The organism is Cellulomonas uda (genome assembly GCF_006538705.1).
Lineage (GTDB): Bacteria > Actinomycetota > Actinomycetes > Actinomycetales > Cellulomonadaceae > Cellulomonas > Cellulomonas uda.
In genome coordinates this window covers 14368-29799 of sequence record NZ_BJLP01000027.1, presented here as the reverse complement: position 1 = coordinate 29799, position 15432 = coordinate 14368, and the positions used below count along the sequence as shown (strand labels likewise).

Genomic DNA, 15432 nt, shown 5'->3' with positions numbered 1-15432 from the left:
CTACGTTCCTCCCGTTCTCTCGGCCGCCGCGACCCGCGGGCCGAGCCCGGCGCCGTCGCCACGGAAGGACCCGGGGACGAGTGGAGATCTCGAGCGGGCGGGCGTCCGTGGACCCCCAGGGCGCGTACGCGCTCGTCGTCGAGGGCCTGTGCGTCAACCTCGGGGGGCAGCCCGTGCTGTCGTCCGTGAACCTCACGCTGCCGGCTGCCACCACGGTCGCCGTGACCGGGCCGTCCGGTGCGGGCAAGTCGACCCTGCTCAACGCGCTCGGCGGCCTGCAGCCCGCTGCGCGCGGACGGGTCGTCGTCGCGGGTCGCGACCTGAACCGCCTGTCCGACGACGAGCGCGCGGAGCTCCGGCTGCGCGAGGTCGGGTTCGTCCTGCAGTCCTCGGGCCTCGTGCCGGAGCTCAGCCTCCAGGAGAACATCGCACTGCCGCTCGAGCTCGCCGGGATGCGCAGGCGCGGTGTGCGGGACCGGGTCGCGGAGGTCGTCGCGCAGCTCGGGCTCACGACGTGCGCTCGCCGCAGGCCCAGCGAGGTCTCCGGTGGGCAGGCGCAGCGCGCCGCCGTCGCCCGCGCCGTCGCCGCCCGACCGTCGGTCGTGCTGGCGGACGAGCCCACGGGTGCGCTCGACTCCACCAACCGCGAGATCGTGCTCGACCTTCTCCTGGAGCAGGTCGAGCGGTGCGGCTCGCTGCTCGTGCTCGTCACGCACGACCCGCAGGTCGCAGCGCGCTGCGCGCGGCAGGTGCGCATCGTCGACGGCCGGGTCGCGGCGGGTGTCGGAGCAGCAGGTGGGTGACCTGCGGCTCGCGCTGCGGCTCGTGCGCGGGGGCGGTCGCACGGAGGCCGTGCGGCTCACCGTGCTCGCCGTCGGGGTCGCGCTCGCGGTCCTCGGGGTGCTCGTCGGGACGACGGTGCCGCGCGTGAGCGCGGACGCGGCCTCGGCCGCCGCGGCGCGCACGCGCGTCGTGGCGGGGCCCGGTGCACCCACGACGTCCGAGCTGCGGGTCCTCGTCAGTGACGACCGTCTCGGGCGTCGGCCGTGGACGCACGCCGTCGTGACGGGCACCCGCGACGACGCCCCGCTGCCTCCGGGGCTCGTGCGCTGGCCGCGCCCGGGCGAGACGATCGTGTCGCCCGCCCTGAGCCGCGCCCTGCTGGAGCACCCGGACGTGAGCGTGCCGGGCGTCGTACCCGAGCACATCGGCGCGGCAGGCCTGACCGGCCCTGACGAGCTCGTGTCCTGGACGGTGCTGCCCGCGGGCTCGCCGCCGCTGCCGGCCGAGCCCGTCATCGCGTTCGGCGGGCCCGTGGTCACGTCCTCGACCCCGGCGAGGGTGCGGGCGACCGAGATCACCGTGCTCGTCGGGGGCCCCGCGGCGCTGCTCCTCGCGCTCGGGGTGCGGGCCTGCGCGGGCGCCCGGGCGGCCCGCACGCGTGCGCTCGTGCTCGCGGGGATGAGCCCGCGCCGGTGCGCGCGGGTCTTCGGGTGGGAGATGGCGGCCGTCGCCGTCGTGGGCGCGTGCGCGGGCGTCGCCGCCGCGCGCGTCGTGCACCCCTGGCTCGGGTCCTGCGGGTTGCTCGGCCGGCGCTGGTTCCCCGAGCAGGGCGCCGTGCCGGTGCTCCTCGAGGTGCTGCTGACCGTCACGGTCGCGCTCGTCGTGCTCGTCATCGCGCGGCGCACCATGCGCTCCCAGGCCGGCGGGACCCGGCAGCACCGCCTGCCGAGCCCGCGCGTCGCGCTGCTCGGCTACGTCCTCGGCGTGCCCGCCGCGGCGTGCCTGGCGTGGCTGTGCGTCCGACTCGCGTCGCACCCGGGCGACCAGGGCGCCCCGGACTCCGCGGTCGTGGCCTCGATGGTCGCGAGCTGCGCCGCGGCCCTCGCGGTCGTGGTCGCCGCACCGCACGCGGTACACACGGTGACCACGTGGCTCGCCGACCGGCTCGCTGCGCGCGCCACCCGGCCCGACGTCCGGCTCGGGCTGCGCGGCGCGGGCTGGCACGCGCACGCGACCGGACGGTGCGCCGCGCTCGCGGCGGTGCTCGTGATGACGAGCGCGTACGGCACGGGGCTGCTGGTCGCGCTCGACCGCGACGCGCACGGACCCTCGGCGGGCATCGAGGTCGACCTGTCCACGACCACCGCGGCCCAACGGGACGCGCTCGCGGGCCTCGGCCTGACCGTCGCGACGGTCGAGCGCACGGCCGCGGACACGAGCGACGGACCGTGGACGGGCCTCGACGCCGGGTGGGTGACCTTCGCGGTGTCCGACGAGACCGCGGCTGTCGTCACGTCCCGGATCCACCGCCTGCTGCCGGAGCTCGCGCTGCGGGCGGGCGCGGACGACGCCGACCTGGTGGCCTACGCGGACGAGCAGACGGGTGTGGTCCGGGCGGGGCTGGCCGTCGGCACGGGCCTGGTGAGCGCCGCGTTGGTCGTGTGCCTGCTCGAGGTCTGGTGGTCCCGGCGGCGCACCACCGCCGCACTGGGTGCGATCGGCACGCCGCGGCGGGCCATGCGCGTCGTCGCGGTCACGCAGATGGCCGCGCCCGTGCTGGTCACCACGGCGGTCGGCGTGGGCGTCGGGGTCCTCGGCGGCTGGACCGCCGTCGCCTACGCGGGCACGGCCGACATGCTCGACCCCGCGGTCGTCGGCGCCGCGGTGCTGCCTGCGGTCGCCGCGGTCGCGCTCGTCGCAGCCGTGGCGTGGGTGGCCGGAGGTCGCCCGGCACCGCCGGGGTCCCTCGCCGACCTGTGACGCGCACGCGCCGCGAACGGCCGGTCGGGCCGCGCCACGGCGCCTCAGGCGGCGAGCGTGTGGCTGGTCGCGGGGGTGACCTGTGTCCGTGCGGGGACGACCGCCTCCGCGGGGACACGTGTGTCGTCCGCGACGTGCGCGCCGGCGCCGACCGAGACGCGCGTCGCGAGGCGGGTGCGCGAGCCGATGACGGCGCCGCGCCCGACGTGCACGTGCGTGCCGAGCTGGGAGTGCGGTCCGACGACCGCATCGGGCTCGACCCAGACGTGGGCGCCGATGTGAACTCCGCCGCCGATCGTCGCGCCCGGGTCGACCCAGGCGGTCTCGGCGACGTACGTGGTGGGATCGACGGTCGCGGCCACCGCCACGAGTCCGCCGCCGTTGTCGTGCCGGCGGTAGCGGACGGTCGTGCCGTCGTCGGTCTCGAGCTCTTCGTATCGCTTCTTCATGGCGTCTCTAGGAACGATTCGACAGGGTCTCTTGTTCCCACCGCGCGCGCTGGGCGGCGCAGGGGCGTGCCGGATCGGTGCGAGCTCCGGGGCGACAGGAGCTGTGCGGACCGGGGCCTGACCGCCCCGGCGCTGGGGCTGCGGGTGGCGTCGTCGTCGAGCGGGCGGCGACGCCGGGTGGTGCGGGTGTCAGTCGCGCGAGGACGCCTGCGTGGGGATGCTCGGCGTGATGAGCGCGCGGACCTCGGAGCCGAGGTACCGGCGGTGGCCACCGAGGGTGCGGATGGCGTTGAGGCGGCCGGCCCGCGCCCAGCGGGTGACGGTCTTGGGGTCGACGCCGAAGAGCATCGCGACCTCCTGGGGGGTGAGGAGCTCCTGGGCGGTCTGGGTGTCGGTCATGTCTTCTCCCTCGTGACAACTGCCGTCTGCTCGGTCAGTCGTCACACGTTCGTGTCAGTGCATGACAAGTTTGACACGTTTCGACGAAAAGTCCACCCCTTGTGTCCTACTGTGTGCCCATGGCCCCCGATGTGTCCCTCCGCGAGCGCAAGCGCCGCGCCATCCAGGACGAGGTGTCCCAGGCGGCGATCGACCTCTTCCTCACCCAGGGTTTCGACGAGACCCCGGTCGGTCAGATCGCCGCCAAGGTCGGCATGTCGGAGCGCACGTTCTTCCGGTACTTCGCGACGAAGGACGACGTCATCGACCATGTGTCGGACCGCTGGCGGCGCCGGGTCGTGCTCGCGTTCGCCGAGCGCCCGGCCGACGAGCCCGTGTGGACCGCGCTGCGCCGGGCGTTCGACGACTACATCGCCGAGACCGCCGCGACCGGGCAGTCCCTGCCCGTCATGCGTGTGATCTACAAGACACCCGCGCTGCACGGCCGGCACATGGCGCGGCAGTTCGACTGGCGGGCGGACCTGACCGAGGCGCTCCTCGCCCGCGAGCCGCAGCTCGACCCGTTCGTCGCCCTGACGGTCGTCGGCGCCGCGGTCGGCTGCTTCGACGCCGCGCGCGAGACGTGGGCCCGCTCCGACGGCGCGCGGGCCCTGGACGTGCTGTTCGACGAGGCGATGGCCGCGGTGGCAGCGATCGGCTGACCGCGGCCCCGCCTCGTCGCGCTCAGACGAGCCGCCACCACCTCACCTCGTGCGCGCACTGCGGGCACGCTGGGAGCGCTTCGTCGTCCTCGAGCTGGACCGTGTGACCACAGGCATCCAGGAACTTCCCCTTGCCCGGCTTCGCCCCGATGGAGAACACCGGCATCACCTCCTTGTGACGGATCAAGGCCTATCGCCCCGCGCCCGGCCCGCGCCTGGGACCAAAGGCCGCAGTTCCGCCCGGACCCGCCCACCGAACCGTTCACGCGGCACCCGAGCGCCGTCGGCGGCAGTACAGGACGGTCTCGCGCGCCACCCCCCGTGCGACGTCCAGCGTCCACGGCAGGCTCGTCGGGTAGCCCAGGTTCAGGTGGGTGCCGCGGCCGCACAGCTGCTCCTGCGGGCCGACGAGCGCGAGCCGGGCGAGCACGTCGAGTTCGAGCCGCTCCTCGTCGTGCGCGACTCCACGGGCCCGACCCGCTGACGGACCGGGCCCGCGGAGGTCAGGAGCGGTCGGTGCGCGAGGTCGGGGCGCCGGCGGTGCGGGCCGCGCGGCGCGGACCGGAACGGCGGGCGCCGCTCGTCGTCCCCGCGGCCGCGGACGTGCGTGCCGCGGAACCCTGCGCCGACCCCGGCGTCGACCCCGGCGTCGAGGTGGTGTAGGTGCGCGGCTGACGCGCGGGCGCCGCGGCCGCCCCGGCCTGCTGCCGACGACCGCCCTGACCGCCGCTCGTCGGACGAGCGGTGGCGCTCTGCTCGCCGCCACGGCCGCCACGACGACGCGAGCGACCGGCCGGACGCGCGGCGTCCCCGGACCCGGCCGAGCGACGCTGCTGGGGCTGCGGCTGCGCGGGACGCGCGGGCTGCACGAACGGCGCGGTCTCACCGACGAGCTGCTCGAGGACAGACGCGCCCGGCGCGACGGGCTGCGGCTTCGCGGTGATGCCGGCCTGGCGGGTCATCGCACGGACCTCGCCGACCTGCTCGGGCAGCACGATCGTCACGACGTCCCCCGCGGACCCGGCACGCGCGGTGCGGCCCGAGCGGTGCAGGTACGCCTTGTGCTCGGCCGGCGGGTCCACGTGCACGACGAGCTCGACCTCGTCGACATGGATGCCGCGCGCGGCGATGTCGGTCGCGACGAGCACCTTCACGGCACCGGTCGAGAACGCCTCGAGGTTGCGCTCCCGCGCGCCCTGACCGAGGTTGCCGTGCAGGTCCACCGCGGGGACGCCCGACGCGGTGAGCTGCTTCGCGAGCTTCTTGGCGCCGTGCTTGGTGCGCGTGAACAGCACGCGCCGGCCGGTGCCGGACGCGAGGTGCTGGACGACGTGCTTCTTCGCGTCCGCGTCGGCGACGGTGAGCACGTGGTGCGTCATCTGCGAGACGGGCGAACGGTCGGTGTCGACGGAGTGGCGCAGCGGGTCCTTGAGGAACGCCGCGACGAGCTTGTCCACGCCGTTGTCGAGCGTCGCGGAGAACAGCATGCGCTGACCGCGCTTGTCCGTCGCCGCCATGATCCGCTTCACGCCGGGCAGGAAGCCCAGGTCGGCCATGTGGTCGGCCTCGTCGAGCACGGTGATCTGCACGTCCGCGAGCGAGATGACACCCTGCTTCATGAGGTCCTCGAGGCGCCCGGGGCACGCGACGACGATGTCGACGCCGCCCTTGAGCACGGACTCCTGCGGGCGCTGCGAGACGCCCCCGAAGATCGTCGTGACGCTCAGGCGCGCGGCCTTCGCGAGCGGCTCGAGCGTCGCGGCGATCTGCGTCGCGAGCTCACGGGTCGGCGCGAGCACCAGACCCGTGGGGCGGCTCGGGACGTGGCGCACCATCGTCGTACCGGGCACGAGGCCCGCGAGGCGGGCGACGAGCGGGAGGCTGAACGCGAGGGTCTTGCCGGAGCCGGTGCGGCCGCGGCCGAGCACGTCACGCCCGCGCAGCGTGTCCGGGAGAGTCGTCTCCTGGATGGGGAACGCGGACGTCATGCCGGCCTTCGTGAGCGCACCGGCGAGGACCTCGGGCACGCCGAGGCTGGAGAAAGAAGTCAAGAGAGAGTCGCCCTTCAGGCGTCGAGTGGGGCGCCCGCCAGGCAGCCACAGCACCCAGGACGCGGGCCCGCGCAGAACCTTCCACCGCGCCAGAGCCACCCCCAGTGTGCCTCATGACCAGCGAGAACCCACTGTCGCCCCGCTCACACACCCCGGACGGGGTGCGATCAGGCGGTCTCGTCGAGGCGGACGGGACGACGAACGGTCGTCGTCCGGCCGACGGCCCACCACACCGCCGCGTACGCGACGACGGCCGCCGCGACGGCGGCGCCGGAGGTCGTGACGAGCCGCGCGAGCGTCGCCTCGACGGGCTCGCGCTGCGCGATGCTGGCGGCGAGCGCCACGCCCGCCGCCGTGAGACCGAGCACGACGAGGCCGCCGAGCACCGCCGCGCTCGTGCCGGTCACCTCGAGCCGCCCACCGCGCCCCCGCCACCGGGCGGCCCACCGGCCCAGCCACACCGCGAGCACCACGAGCCCGACGACCGTGCTCAGGTGCTGCAGCACGCGGGCCACGTCCATCCCCGCGAACGCGGGCCGGCGCAGCGCGTCGACGCTCTCGACCAGGAACCCGTCGCCGTGCGTGAACGAGTCCCACAGCACGTGCGTCGCGACCCCGAGAACGAGCGACACGAGCACCCACGCCGCGCGCTCGAGCCGTCCCGCACCGTCGTCGGGACGTGGCGTGCGCCCGTGCGTCACGAGCGCGGCGAGCGGCGCGCGCACCACCCACCACACCGCGAGCAGCGCCGCCGCGGTCGGCACCGCGACGGTCAGCGCACCGGGCCAGTGGTGCGTCGTCGTCGCGTTGACGAACGGCTCGTACCAGGCGCCCGCGTAGCGCGGGACCTTGACGAAGTACGGCACGTCGGGCGCCACGGTCCCGACGACGAGCGCGGCGGGCACCAGCGGCCCACGCGCGAGCGGGAGGGCGGCAGCAGCATGCGAGAGCGTGAAGGGCACACCGGAGCATCACGCGGCGCGCGCCCGCTCGTCGTCCTGCCCCGGGATGGACCGCCGCGCGGGCACGTCCACCTGCAGTCGCACAACCCCACGACCGCGCCCGCGTTCACCCCGTGCGGATCACCCGGGCGACGAGCGTGCCGGTCAGGCGAGGACTCCCGACTCGAGGGCGTCGGTCAGCAGGCTGACCAGGGCCTCGAGCTGCACGTCGGTGGAGGTCTCGGCGTCGTCGAGGTCCGCGCCGTCGAGCGCGCGGGCCGCGAGGCCGGACTTCGCGTCGATGAGCTCGGCGATCTTCGCGTCGATGGTCTGCGCCGCGATGATGCGCCACGCGGTGACGGGCTCGGACTGGCCGATGCGGTGGATGCGGTCGATCGCCTGGGTCTGCTCGGCGTCGGTCCACGACAGCTCGGCGAGCACCAGGTTGGACGCGACCTGCAGGTTCAGCCCGACGCCCGCGGCGAGCAGCGAGCACACGGCGATCTGCACGTCGGGCTCGTCGGTGAACGCCGCGATGGCCTTGTCGCGCGCCTTCGTCGTCTGGTCGCCGCGGATCGACACGGACCGGATGCCGCGGTCGGCGAAGGTCTGCTCGGCGGCGTCCAGGACGTCGACGTGCTTGGCGAAGAACACGACCTTGCCGACGTTGCGCGCGAGCTGCGCGGCGTAGTCGGCGGCGAGCCCGGCCTTGGCCTGGCCGATGCGCCGGACCATGGTGAACACGTTGTCGCCGGTCTTCTTGGACGACGAGTCCTTGAGCTCGCCGGCCGCGACGCGGCGCGCCAGGTCGTGGTCGACCGCCCCGCCGATCGACGTGTCGCCGCGCGCCTCGAGCGCCGCGCGGTAGCGGCTGACGAGGCGGCGGGCGAGCGCCTCCTCCGACGCGCGGATCGAGCGCCCGACGGCACCGTCCAGCTCGACGGGCAGGTCCGCGACGCGGCGGGCCGGGATGTCCGCGACGACGTCGATCTTGCGGCGGCGCACGATGCCCATGTCGATCACCGCGGCGCGCGCGGCGGCGGAGAAGCCGCGGTCGGCCGGGGTCAGGCCGGTCTCCTCCAGCGCGTTCATGAGCGCACCGAGCGGCTTCTCGTCGTCGATCCACCCGAGGAACTCCCAGATCGCCTGGAAGTCCTCGATGTCGTTGATGAGGGGCGTCCCGGTGAGGGCCATGAGCAGCGGACGCGCGGTGCGCAGCTGGATCTGCTCGGAGAGCGCCAGCACGTTGCGTGAGCGCTGCGAGCCCTTGTTCTTGATGAAGTGCGCCTCGTCGACGACCATCCCGCGGAACCCGAGCTCGCCGAGCCACCCGACGTGCCGGTCGAGGATCTCGTAGTTGACGATCACGACGTCGGCGAACGCGTCGACGTCCTCACCGTCGCCGTGCAGCACGGTCGAGCGGCGCTGCGGGGTCCACAGCTTCACCTCGTGCGCCCAGTTGGTCTTGACGACGTTCGGGACGACGACGAGCAGCGGGTACGCGTCGGCCGCCTGCGCCGCGAGCAGCGCCTGCGCGGTCTTGCCGAGTCCCGGCTCGTCGGCCAGCAGGAACGTGCGGTGACCGCGTGCGGCGGCCGCGACGACCTGCGCCTGGTGGCGCATGAGCTCCTTGCCGCGCGGCACGAAGCCGGGCGTCGGCTCGGGGAGTGCCATGCATGCGGGCGAGCCCGTCGCGGCCTTCTCGAACGACCAGAACAGCGGCTCGAGCAGCTCCCAGCCCGCGAGGCGGCGCGGGCGGGCCGCGGCGCGCTCGGCGGCCGCCTCGAAGTCGGGGGCGAGGAACGGGTTGGCGAGGCGGCGCGAGATCACCGACTGCGGGATGACGCGCTTCTCCTCGGCGGCCGTCGGCGGGGCCTGCGGTGCGGGCTCGGGCTCGTCGGGCGGCTCGATGCCGCCGGCGCGCAGCACCGACGCCCGGTACTCCCGGGCCGCGTCGGAGACGCGCGCGTCCTCGCGCAGCAGCTCCAGCAGGGACGTGTCGCGCGCGGCGGTCTTGGCGAGCTGCGTCGCGACGCCGTCCAGGCGCTTGAGCTCCTGCGTGCGCTTCGCCTGGCCGAGCGTCTCGTCGGCCGTCACGCGGGCGCGTTCCTCCCGCACGAGGAGCGCGACGACCTGGAACTTCGTGCGGACCGCCGGGCGCGTCGGCGGGCGCTTGACCGCGTTGTCGACGTCACGCGCGATCCCGGCGAGCACCGGGATGAGGCCCTCGTCGTCGGGACGCGCCGGACGGCGTCGCTGGCCACCGGCCTGACCGCCGGTCTGACCACCGCGCTGGCCGCCGGCCTGACCGCCTCCGCGACCCGACCGACCTCGGCCTGCTCCTGCCACGTCTCCTCCTTCAGCGTCCACGTGGGGACGCGCGTCGCCGAGCCCGACGAGGGCCCGGCCGACCAACCGCGCGCCGCCGGGAGGGCGGGACGTCGGCGCTGCGATCAGCGCCGCCGCACGATCGCGCAGCTGCGTCGGCGCCGCGTGGGGCGTGCGCGGGCGCCGTGGTCGTGTCCGTGCCGGGGCGAGTCCGCGACGATCTGCGGCACGGCCGGGCCGTGCTCCGCCCACCGGCGGGATGATCGTACCGCCGGGTCCCTCGGGCCGCCGACGACGAGCCCGATCTCACCCGGTCGATCTGGCCCCGTCGCGGTGGCGCTACCCCTGGGCGCCGGGCTCCGCGGTCCGCGTCACCGGCGCGCCCGCGCGGATGGCGCGCGGAATCTCGGCGACCTGGTCGACGACCGCCAGCAACCGCGCCACCTCGTCGGACGACGCGCCCGTGTCCACCTCGACCACGTACGTGACGCCCGTGGACGCCCACTCGTCGTCGAACCCGCCCTGCGCACTGACGCGCACGCCCGCGAGCGCCGTCCCGAGCCGCGTCGCCTCACGGTAGACGTCGTTGAGCACGCAGCCCGCCGCGGCCAGGTGCAGCAGGTGCGCGCCCGTGAACGCCGCCTCGACGGCGACCCCCTCGTCGGTCCACCGGTGCGGCAGCCGCCACGCCTCGTCCGACGACGAGCGCAGGCTCCCCGCGCTCACGACGACCCCGTACGCCTCCGCCATCACCCCTCCCGCCCGCCATCGTTGGGCGTGGGGGCGGCGAGGCGCAAGGTTCCGTCCTCGGGGAGGTGTCATTGGAGTTTTTTCGTCATACGATATGCGGATGGTGAGCGAGGAGCAGATCCAGGCCTGGGCCGACGAAGCCGAGCAGGGTTACGACGTCGAGGCACTGAAGCGCCGCGGGCGAGGTCGCCCCGGTCGCGGCGCGGAACCGATGCAGGTCGTCGCAGTCCGCCTGACGGCCGGGGAGCTCTCCGCCCTGGACGCAGCGGCGGCGAAGCACGACCTGACCCGTTCCGAGGCGATCAGGGCCGCCCTCGCCCACTTCGCCGCGTGAGGATCCATCGCAGCGCGCTGAAGCACGGAGTGTTGCCGGAGGACGCAGTCCAGGCCGCCGAGTGGCCGCTCTGGGTCGAGCCACTCGATGACGACGGTCCGCCGTACCGTGAGCTGCGGCTGGGTTTTGACACCCGAGCAACGCTGCTCGAGACCGTGGTGCTCGCTCTCGAGGGCGGCGACGAGCTCGTCATCCACGCGATGCCCGCTCGCAGGAAGTACCTCGACCTGCTGCCTTAGCCCGCGCGACCAGTCCCGGGGCCGTACGAGCGAAGCTCGGGACGCGATCTCGGGGTCGAGGTCGGCAGTCCTCTCAAAGACCGCGGCTCGCATCCGCCGTCAACTACACCGACTCCTCGGCCCGCAGGTCGTCGATGAGCCACAGGAGTGCCGACACCGCATTCGAGTACCGCAGGTACCGCGGATTCTGATTGGACTTCGGCACACAGTCGTTCCGTTGGCGCCGCAGGGCGTCGATCATCCGCTCGAGCTCCTCGATCCTCGTCATGAGTTCACGGTCGACCCGCGAATGCGCAGGCGCAAGGCCGGCATCACACTCTCGGCGCCGCGGCAGGCGCGGCCGCTCATCAACCGGCGCGCGACGACCGATGGAGGAGCAAGTCTCATCGTGAATCGAGGATCGGAATGCAACGGGTTCGGCTATTGGCGCTGTGCGCGGTGATCCTCGGTATCGCGGGCTGCGGAGCCGAGAAGGACGCCGGCCAGATGCCGGACGTCACGGGTCTACGGCTCGACAAGGCACTTGCGGTGATCGAGAGCGCGGGGTTCATGGACGACGTCGACGTGACGGGCGGTGGTCTGTTCGGAGTCGTCGTCGAGTCGAACTGGCAGGTATGCGAGCAGTCCCCCGCACGCGGCGAGAAGATGACGACGACGCCACGACTCACCGTGGATCGCACGTGCGGCGGCGATCCCGAGGAGTCGCCCGGGTCGGCCGAGCCGACCTTGCAGACTACGCCGCCCGCCGAGAGCGCGCCGGACCCGGATCCAACGACATCAGAGCCCGGCGTTCTCACCGCCGCGACGAACTCAGATCTGGCCGCGGTCTTCGCTGATCCCGACTACTGCAGCGACAGAATCGCCGACTTCGCCGACAAGTACGCGGGAAGGACGATCGAGTTCGACGGCAGCATCGTCGCCATGAACAACCACGGTAGCTACAACACCCGGTACGACATCCTCATCGCCGCGGGCGACTTCAGCGAGAACTCTCAACCGGGGCCTGCCTTCCAGTTCCGCGACGTCAACACGGTGGGCGACCTCCACTGGACGAACGACAGCCCCACCAGCACGGTCGGGATCGGCGACAACCTTCACATCGTCGCCGAGGTCGGTACGTACGACGCGAACCGCGGATGTCTGTTCATGATCGAGCCGATTGCGACAACGTTCCGGTAGGCGTATCGGATCAGGGCGACGGCACCACCCAGCGCCAGGCCGGCGGGCCCCACGGCCCAGAACTCCTCCTGGGCCGTGGGACCTCGGACCGGCTTGTCAGCGGCGCTGGAGCTGGGCGATCGCGGCGGTGAGGGCCGTGGTCGCGTCGTTCACCGCGCGCTGCGGCGCGGACTTGGCCAGGACGTGCTCGGCCTGTGGAGCGCGGCCTTGACCTTGGCGGCGCTCTTGGCGGTGTACGCCCGCTGGTCGAGGTCCTCGGCCTGCTCGACGATCGCCTCGAGACGCGAGGTGTCGGTGATCGGCTTGCGCACGCCGAGCCACTTCTCGGGGTTGGCGACCGCCGCGGCACCGAGCTTCTCGGAGAAGTCGCTGTTGAAGATCAGCGGGATGTGCGTCGACCGCCAGCTTAGCTGGTCGGTCAGACCCCAGAACGTCACGCGGTCGATGTCCTGCGAGTACTTCTTGTAGACCGCGAAGTACTCGGCGAACCGCTGCGCCTGGATCTTCTCGAGCTCGGCCCGGTTGGTGATCTTGCCGACCCAGTAGTCGAACTCACCGCGCGAGATCCGGTCCGCGACGGTCGGGTCGTTCAGGTCCCGGTACTGGGAGCGGTCGTCGCCCTCGGGCTGGCCGTTCCACGCCTCCCAGACCTGCAGGTCGAGCTCGCTGATGCTGCGGGTCGCACGCGCGTCCTCACGTCCACTCCTTCACTGTTCGGCAGGGCTGCACGTCGCGAGCTCGTTGCCTCCGGTCGACTTGATGACCACGACCATGAGGTCTTCGATGGCGGTTGCCTCGATCTGCCGGCACATCCCCAGCGCGGTCCCGAGGCCAAGGTCGGACGTGGTGAGGTCCGTGTCGATGGTGGCGCGGAACTCCGACCCGCCGGTGATCTTCTCGATGTGCGTCTCCCAGGACGACAGCGCGGAGCGGAGCGTGGCGTCATGCACTGACACTGGTGTGTTGCTGCACGCAGCGCACGCGATGAATGCCACTGCAGTTGCGGCGAGTCGTGCTGGTGTCTTCATGCCCCGTCCTCCCGGGCGGCGAGCCGTTGAGTGATGTACCTGCGTTCGGCGGGGTGAAGGTGCGCTATCCGCACCTCGAGCGTGTCTGGGTCGACCCAGAGCGCCTCGCAGATGGCTTGCGGGCCCTGTGACCACACCAGTGCATCGGCAAGCGCCTCGACTGGGATGAGGCGTCACCGCGACCGCTGGCAAGCCATCACGAACGCACGCCCCATCCCGAAGCGCACTCACCAACGCGACCTCCCGCAGCCCGTCCCCGTCCGAGTGACGCTCCACTGGGAGCACGACGGCACGGAGCTCCGCGACGTGGAGGCCGTGGCGTGGGCTGGGCGGGACGTGCTCGTCGAGGTCGACGACCCACGCCTACGGATCCGGTGGGTGTGGCTCGACGCCGACGACGTCGTCAGGGCTTGAGACGCCGCCTGATCGCCCGCCACAGCACCTCATCCACGTCCCGTGCGTGAGGTGTGGCGACGACCCGCGCGAGGTCCTCGGCGGGAGGCCACGGCGTGCTCCCCCGCCACGCCGCCCGTGCCGGGAGCATGATCGCGATGACGTCGGCCGGCACGCCCAGGCTGTGCGCCGGGTCGATGGCTCGCGCCGCGGCGAGTACCTGATCCGGCGACCGCATCCTGTGGGCTCCCCGTGGGCTCACGTGCACAACAAGTTCGCATAAGGGGCTCTTCGCCGTTGCGGTGGGGACTACGTGGTCAGTGCGCCGGCGGCGAGGAGCATGCGGAGGCGGTAGTTGTCGCGGTTGCGGTAGCCGCGGGCGAGGCGTCGGTGTAACTCGATGATGCCGTTGACGGCCTCGGTGCCGCCGTTGTTGGCGCGGTCGGTGGTGAAGTAGGCCAGGAACGCCTCGCGCCAGCGGCGCAGGGTCCGGCCCAGGCGGGCGACCTCGGGGATCGGGCAGGTGTGGAACGAGTCGAGGATCTTCTCGGCCCGGCGCCTGCCCTCGCTGGTGTTCTTGGTGCGGTAGGCGGCTCGCAGGTCCTGGGCGCAGCGCCAGGCGACGTAGACCTCCTGGTGGGCCTCGTGCGCGGTGATCGCCCGTTCGAGTCTGGCGAGCTGGCGGTCGGTGAGGTTCTCAGCGCCGGCGCGCAAGATGGTCTGGATCCCGAACAAGGGGTCGCCCTTGCGGCCGCGGTGCCCGCAGGTGTCCTGCTGGACGCGGCGGCGGACCTCGTCGACGACGCCGGTGCCGAGCTTGACGACGTGGAACGCGTCCAGGACCGCGGTGGCGTCGGCGAGTTCGGCGTCGATCGCCGCCTTGTAGCCACCGAACGGGTCCAGGGCCGCGACCTTGACCCGGTCGCGGAACGAGGCTCCTCGCTCGGTGAGCCAGTCGGCGTAGGCCTTCTTCGAGCGGCCCGGGACCAGGTCCAGCAGCCGGGCATGGACGCGTCCTTGCTGGTCACGGGTCAGGTCGACCATCCCGGTCAGTTCCTTGGGGCCACGCTCGCGCACGTCACCGTGGTGCCAGATGTGCTCATCGACCCCCAACGACGTGACGCCCGCGAACCGGGACGGGTCGGCCGCAAGTCGTTGCAGCTCGGGCTTGACCGCCCGCCACAGCGTCGCCCACCCGACCCCCGAGCCGGCGGGCGAGCCCGGCGATCGTGGCGTGCTCGCGGCACAGCTGCCCGACGGCCCAGGTCACCGCCCGACGGGTCAGCACCGCGCGCGGTGCGGCCAGGGCCGGGACCTGCTCGGCGAACGTCCCGCGCGAGCATCTCGCTTCGAGGCAACACCAGCGTCGTTGCCGCCACACGAGCTGCACTCGCACGTCACCGTGCGGAACGTCGCGCAGCACCCGCACGCGCCGGCCCCGGCTGACCGCGACGACCCCGCAGTCCGGGCATCCCATCAGCTGCCACGCAGCCGAGACCGTCACGCGCATCACGACCGCACCGCGCTCGACGGACTCGACACTGACGTCGTCCAGGCCAAGCAACAGGTCACAGCGCGAGCAGGGATCGGTGGTTGGGCGCGCGCCGGCGCACCCCGTAGCGTCTGACACGTCGAGGTCCTCAGGTCCGGATCAGTGGTTGGCGCTTCTGATCCTCGGGGACCTCGACCTCTACCCGACACCCACCGCGCCGAACCCGTCACCCCCACCGCAACGGCGAAGAGCCGGATAGCGCGCTGACCTGCGGAAATACATGCGGGTAGTTCGTGGCGTGACCCCGTTCCGGGGGAGTCGCTGACCACACGCTGACCACAGGGCACGCGGCGAGACCGGAGTCACCGGCCGGCAGCCCGAACTC

At 73.2% G+C, this 15432-nt stretch carries 17 protein-coding genes and 1 pseudogene; 7 read left to right on the top strand and 11 right to left on the bottom strand.

Annotated elements, in window-relative coordinates; all coding sequences use genetic code 11:
• The first annotated feature begins 80 nt into the window (after positions 1 to 80).
• Together CUD01_RS09195 and CUD01_RS09190 are read left to right on the top strand one after the other, a co-directional pair.
• Positions 81 to 803, top strand: a complete 723-nt coding sequence (locus tag CUD01_RS09195) for an ABC transporter ATP-binding protein (protein ID WP_218023850.1) — start codon at positions 81 to 83, stop codon at positions 801 to 803.
• Positions 781 to 2763: a hypothetical protein gene (locus CUD01_RS09190; protein WP_141320476.1), complete on the top strand. Its 1983-nt coding sequence runs from the start codon at positions 781 to 783 to the stop codon at positions 2761 to 2763. Before CUD01_RS09195 ends, CUD01_RS09190 begins: the two co-directional genes overlap by 23 nt.
• Positions 2764 to 2807: 44 nt before the next feature.
• Here CUD01_RS09190 and CUD01_RS09185 read toward each other — a convergent pair whose 3' ends face one another.
• Together CUD01_RS09185 and CUD01_RS09180 are read right to left on the bottom strand one after the other, a co-directional pair.
• Positions 2808 to 3212 (bottom strand): transferase, encoded by a 405-nt coding sequence (locus tag CUD01_RS09185; RefSeq protein WP_141320474.1) that lies wholly within the window; start codon positions 3210 to 3212, stop codon positions 2808 to 2810.
• Positions 3213 to 3401: 189 nt separating this feature from the next.
• Positions 3402 to 3611 carry a BldC family transcriptional regulator gene (locus CUD01_RS09180; protein WP_094181932.1) on the bottom strand — a complete coding sequence of 70 codons (210 nt, stop codon included), beginning with the start codon at positions 3609 to 3611 and terminating at the stop codon, positions 3402 to 3404.
• A 119-nt stretch (positions 3612 to 3730) separates the two neighbouring features.
• Here CUD01_RS09180 and CUD01_RS09175 point away from each other — a divergent pair, with 119 nt between their 5' ends.
• The gene (locus CUD01_RS09175) at positions 3731 to 4312 is read left to right on the top strand and encodes a TetR family transcriptional regulator (protein ID WP_141320472.1); all 582 of its coding nucleotides are present in this window, start codon (positions 3731 to 3733) and stop codon (positions 4310 to 4312) included.
• A 262-nt stretch (positions 4313 to 4574) separates the two neighbouring features.
• On the opposite strand, the gene CUD01_RS16540 is transcribed toward CUD01_RS09175, so the two are convergent.
• The 5 genes from CUD01_RS16540 to CUD01_RS09155 all read right to left on the bottom strand — a co-directional run bounded on the left by CUD01_RS16540 (position 4575) and on the right by CUD01_RS09155 (position 10382).
• Positions 4575 to 4742, bottom strand: coding sequence for a hypothetical protein (locus tag CUD01_RS16540; RefSeq protein ID WP_166772150.1), 168 nt, complete (start codon positions 4740 to 4742; stop codon positions 4575 to 4577).
• Between the two features lie 73 nt (positions 4743 to 4815).
• Complete coding sequence (locus CUD01_RS09170) at positions 4816 to 6363, bottom strand: DEAD/DEAH box helicase (protein WP_243861196.1); 1548 nt, start codon at positions 6361 to 6363, stop codon at positions 4816 to 4818.
• Positions 6364 to 6530: 167 nt separating this feature from the next.
• A complete protein-coding gene (locus CUD01_RS09165) occupies positions 6531 to 7325 on the bottom strand; it encodes a DUF4184 family protein (RefSeq protein ID WP_141320470.1) in 795 nt (264 codons plus the stop codon).
• Positions 7326 to 7469: 144 nt separating this feature from the next.
• The gene (locus CUD01_RS09160) at positions 7470 to 9653 is read right to left on the bottom strand and encodes a DEAD/DEAH box helicase (protein WP_371860776.1); all 2184 of its coding nucleotides are present in this window, start codon (positions 9651 to 9653) and stop codon (positions 7470 to 7472) included.
• A 318-nt stretch (positions 9654 to 9971) separates the two neighbouring features.
• Positions 9972 to 10382, bottom strand: coding sequence for an OsmC family protein (locus tag CUD01_RS09155; RefSeq protein WP_141320467.1), 411 nt, complete (start codon positions 10380 to 10382; stop codon positions 9972 to 9974).
• Positions 10383 to 10476: 94 nt separating this feature from the next.
• On the opposite strand from CUD01_RS09155, the gene CUD01_RS09150 reads away from it, so the two are divergent.
• Both CUD01_RS09150 and CUD01_RS09145 read left to right on the top strand, forming a co-directional pair.
• Positions 10477 to 10716: a ribbon-helix-helix protein, CopG family gene (locus tag CUD01_RS09150; RefSeq protein ID WP_141320466.1), complete on the top strand. Its 240-nt coding sequence runs from the start codon at positions 10477 to 10479 to the stop codon at positions 10714 to 10716.
• Positions 10713 to 10955 (top strand): toxin, encoded by a 243-nt coding sequence (locus CUD01_RS09145; protein WP_141320464.1) that lies wholly within the window; start codon positions 10713 to 10715, stop codon positions 10953 to 10955. Before CUD01_RS09150 ends, CUD01_RS09145 begins: the two co-directional genes overlap by 4 nt.
• A 103-nt stretch (positions 10956 to 11058) precedes the next feature.
• Here the strand turns inward: CUD01_RS09145 and CUD01_RS16535 are convergent, their stop codons facing one another.
• Positions 11059 to 11223, bottom strand: a complete 165-nt coding sequence (locus CUD01_RS16535) for a hypothetical protein (protein ID WP_166772151.1) — start codon at positions 11221 to 11223, stop codon at positions 11059 to 11061.
• 170 nt (positions 11224 to 11393) lie between these two features.
• Between CUD01_RS16535 and CUD01_RS09140 the strand changes: the two genes are divergently transcribed.
• Entirely contained in the window at positions 11394 to 12134 is a 741-nt protein-coding gene (locus CUD01_RS09140) for a DUF4839 domain-containing protein (protein WP_166772152.1), read from the top strand.
• Between the two features lie 149 nt (positions 12135 to 12283).
• On the opposite strand, the gene CUD01_RS09135 is transcribed toward CUD01_RS09140, so the two are convergent.
• Together CUD01_RS09135 and CUD01_RS09130 are read right to left on the bottom strand one after the other, a co-directional pair.
• The gene (locus CUD01_RS09135; RefSeq protein ID WP_280525815.1) at positions 12284 to 12700 is read right to left on the bottom strand and encodes an endo-1,4-beta-xylanase; all 417 of its coding nucleotides are present in this window, start codon (positions 12698 to 12700) and stop codon (positions 12284 to 12286) included.
• A gap of 141 nt (positions 12701 to 12841) precedes the next feature.
• Positions 12842 to 13162: a hypothetical protein gene (locus CUD01_RS09130; RefSeq protein WP_141320459.1), complete on the bottom strand. Its 321-nt coding sequence runs from the start codon at positions 13160 to 13162 to the stop codon at positions 12842 to 12844.
• A gap of 264 nt (positions 13163 to 13426) precedes the next feature.
• On the opposite strand from CUD01_RS09130, the gene CUD01_RS16530 reads away from it, so the two are divergent.
• Positions 13427 to 13576 carry a hypothetical protein gene (locus CUD01_RS16530; RefSeq protein WP_166772153.1) on the top strand — a complete coding sequence of 50 codons (150 nt, stop codon included), beginning with the start codon at positions 13427 to 13429 and terminating at the stop codon, positions 13574 to 13576.
• A 288-nt stretch (positions 13577 to 13864) separates the two neighbouring features.
• Here CUD01_RS16530 and CUD01_RS09125 read toward each other — a convergent pair.
• A pseudogene (locus tag CUD01_RS09125) lies at positions 13865 to 15185 on the bottom strand (ISL3 family transposase).
• Between the last annotated feature and the right edge of the window lie 247 nt (positions 15186 to 15432).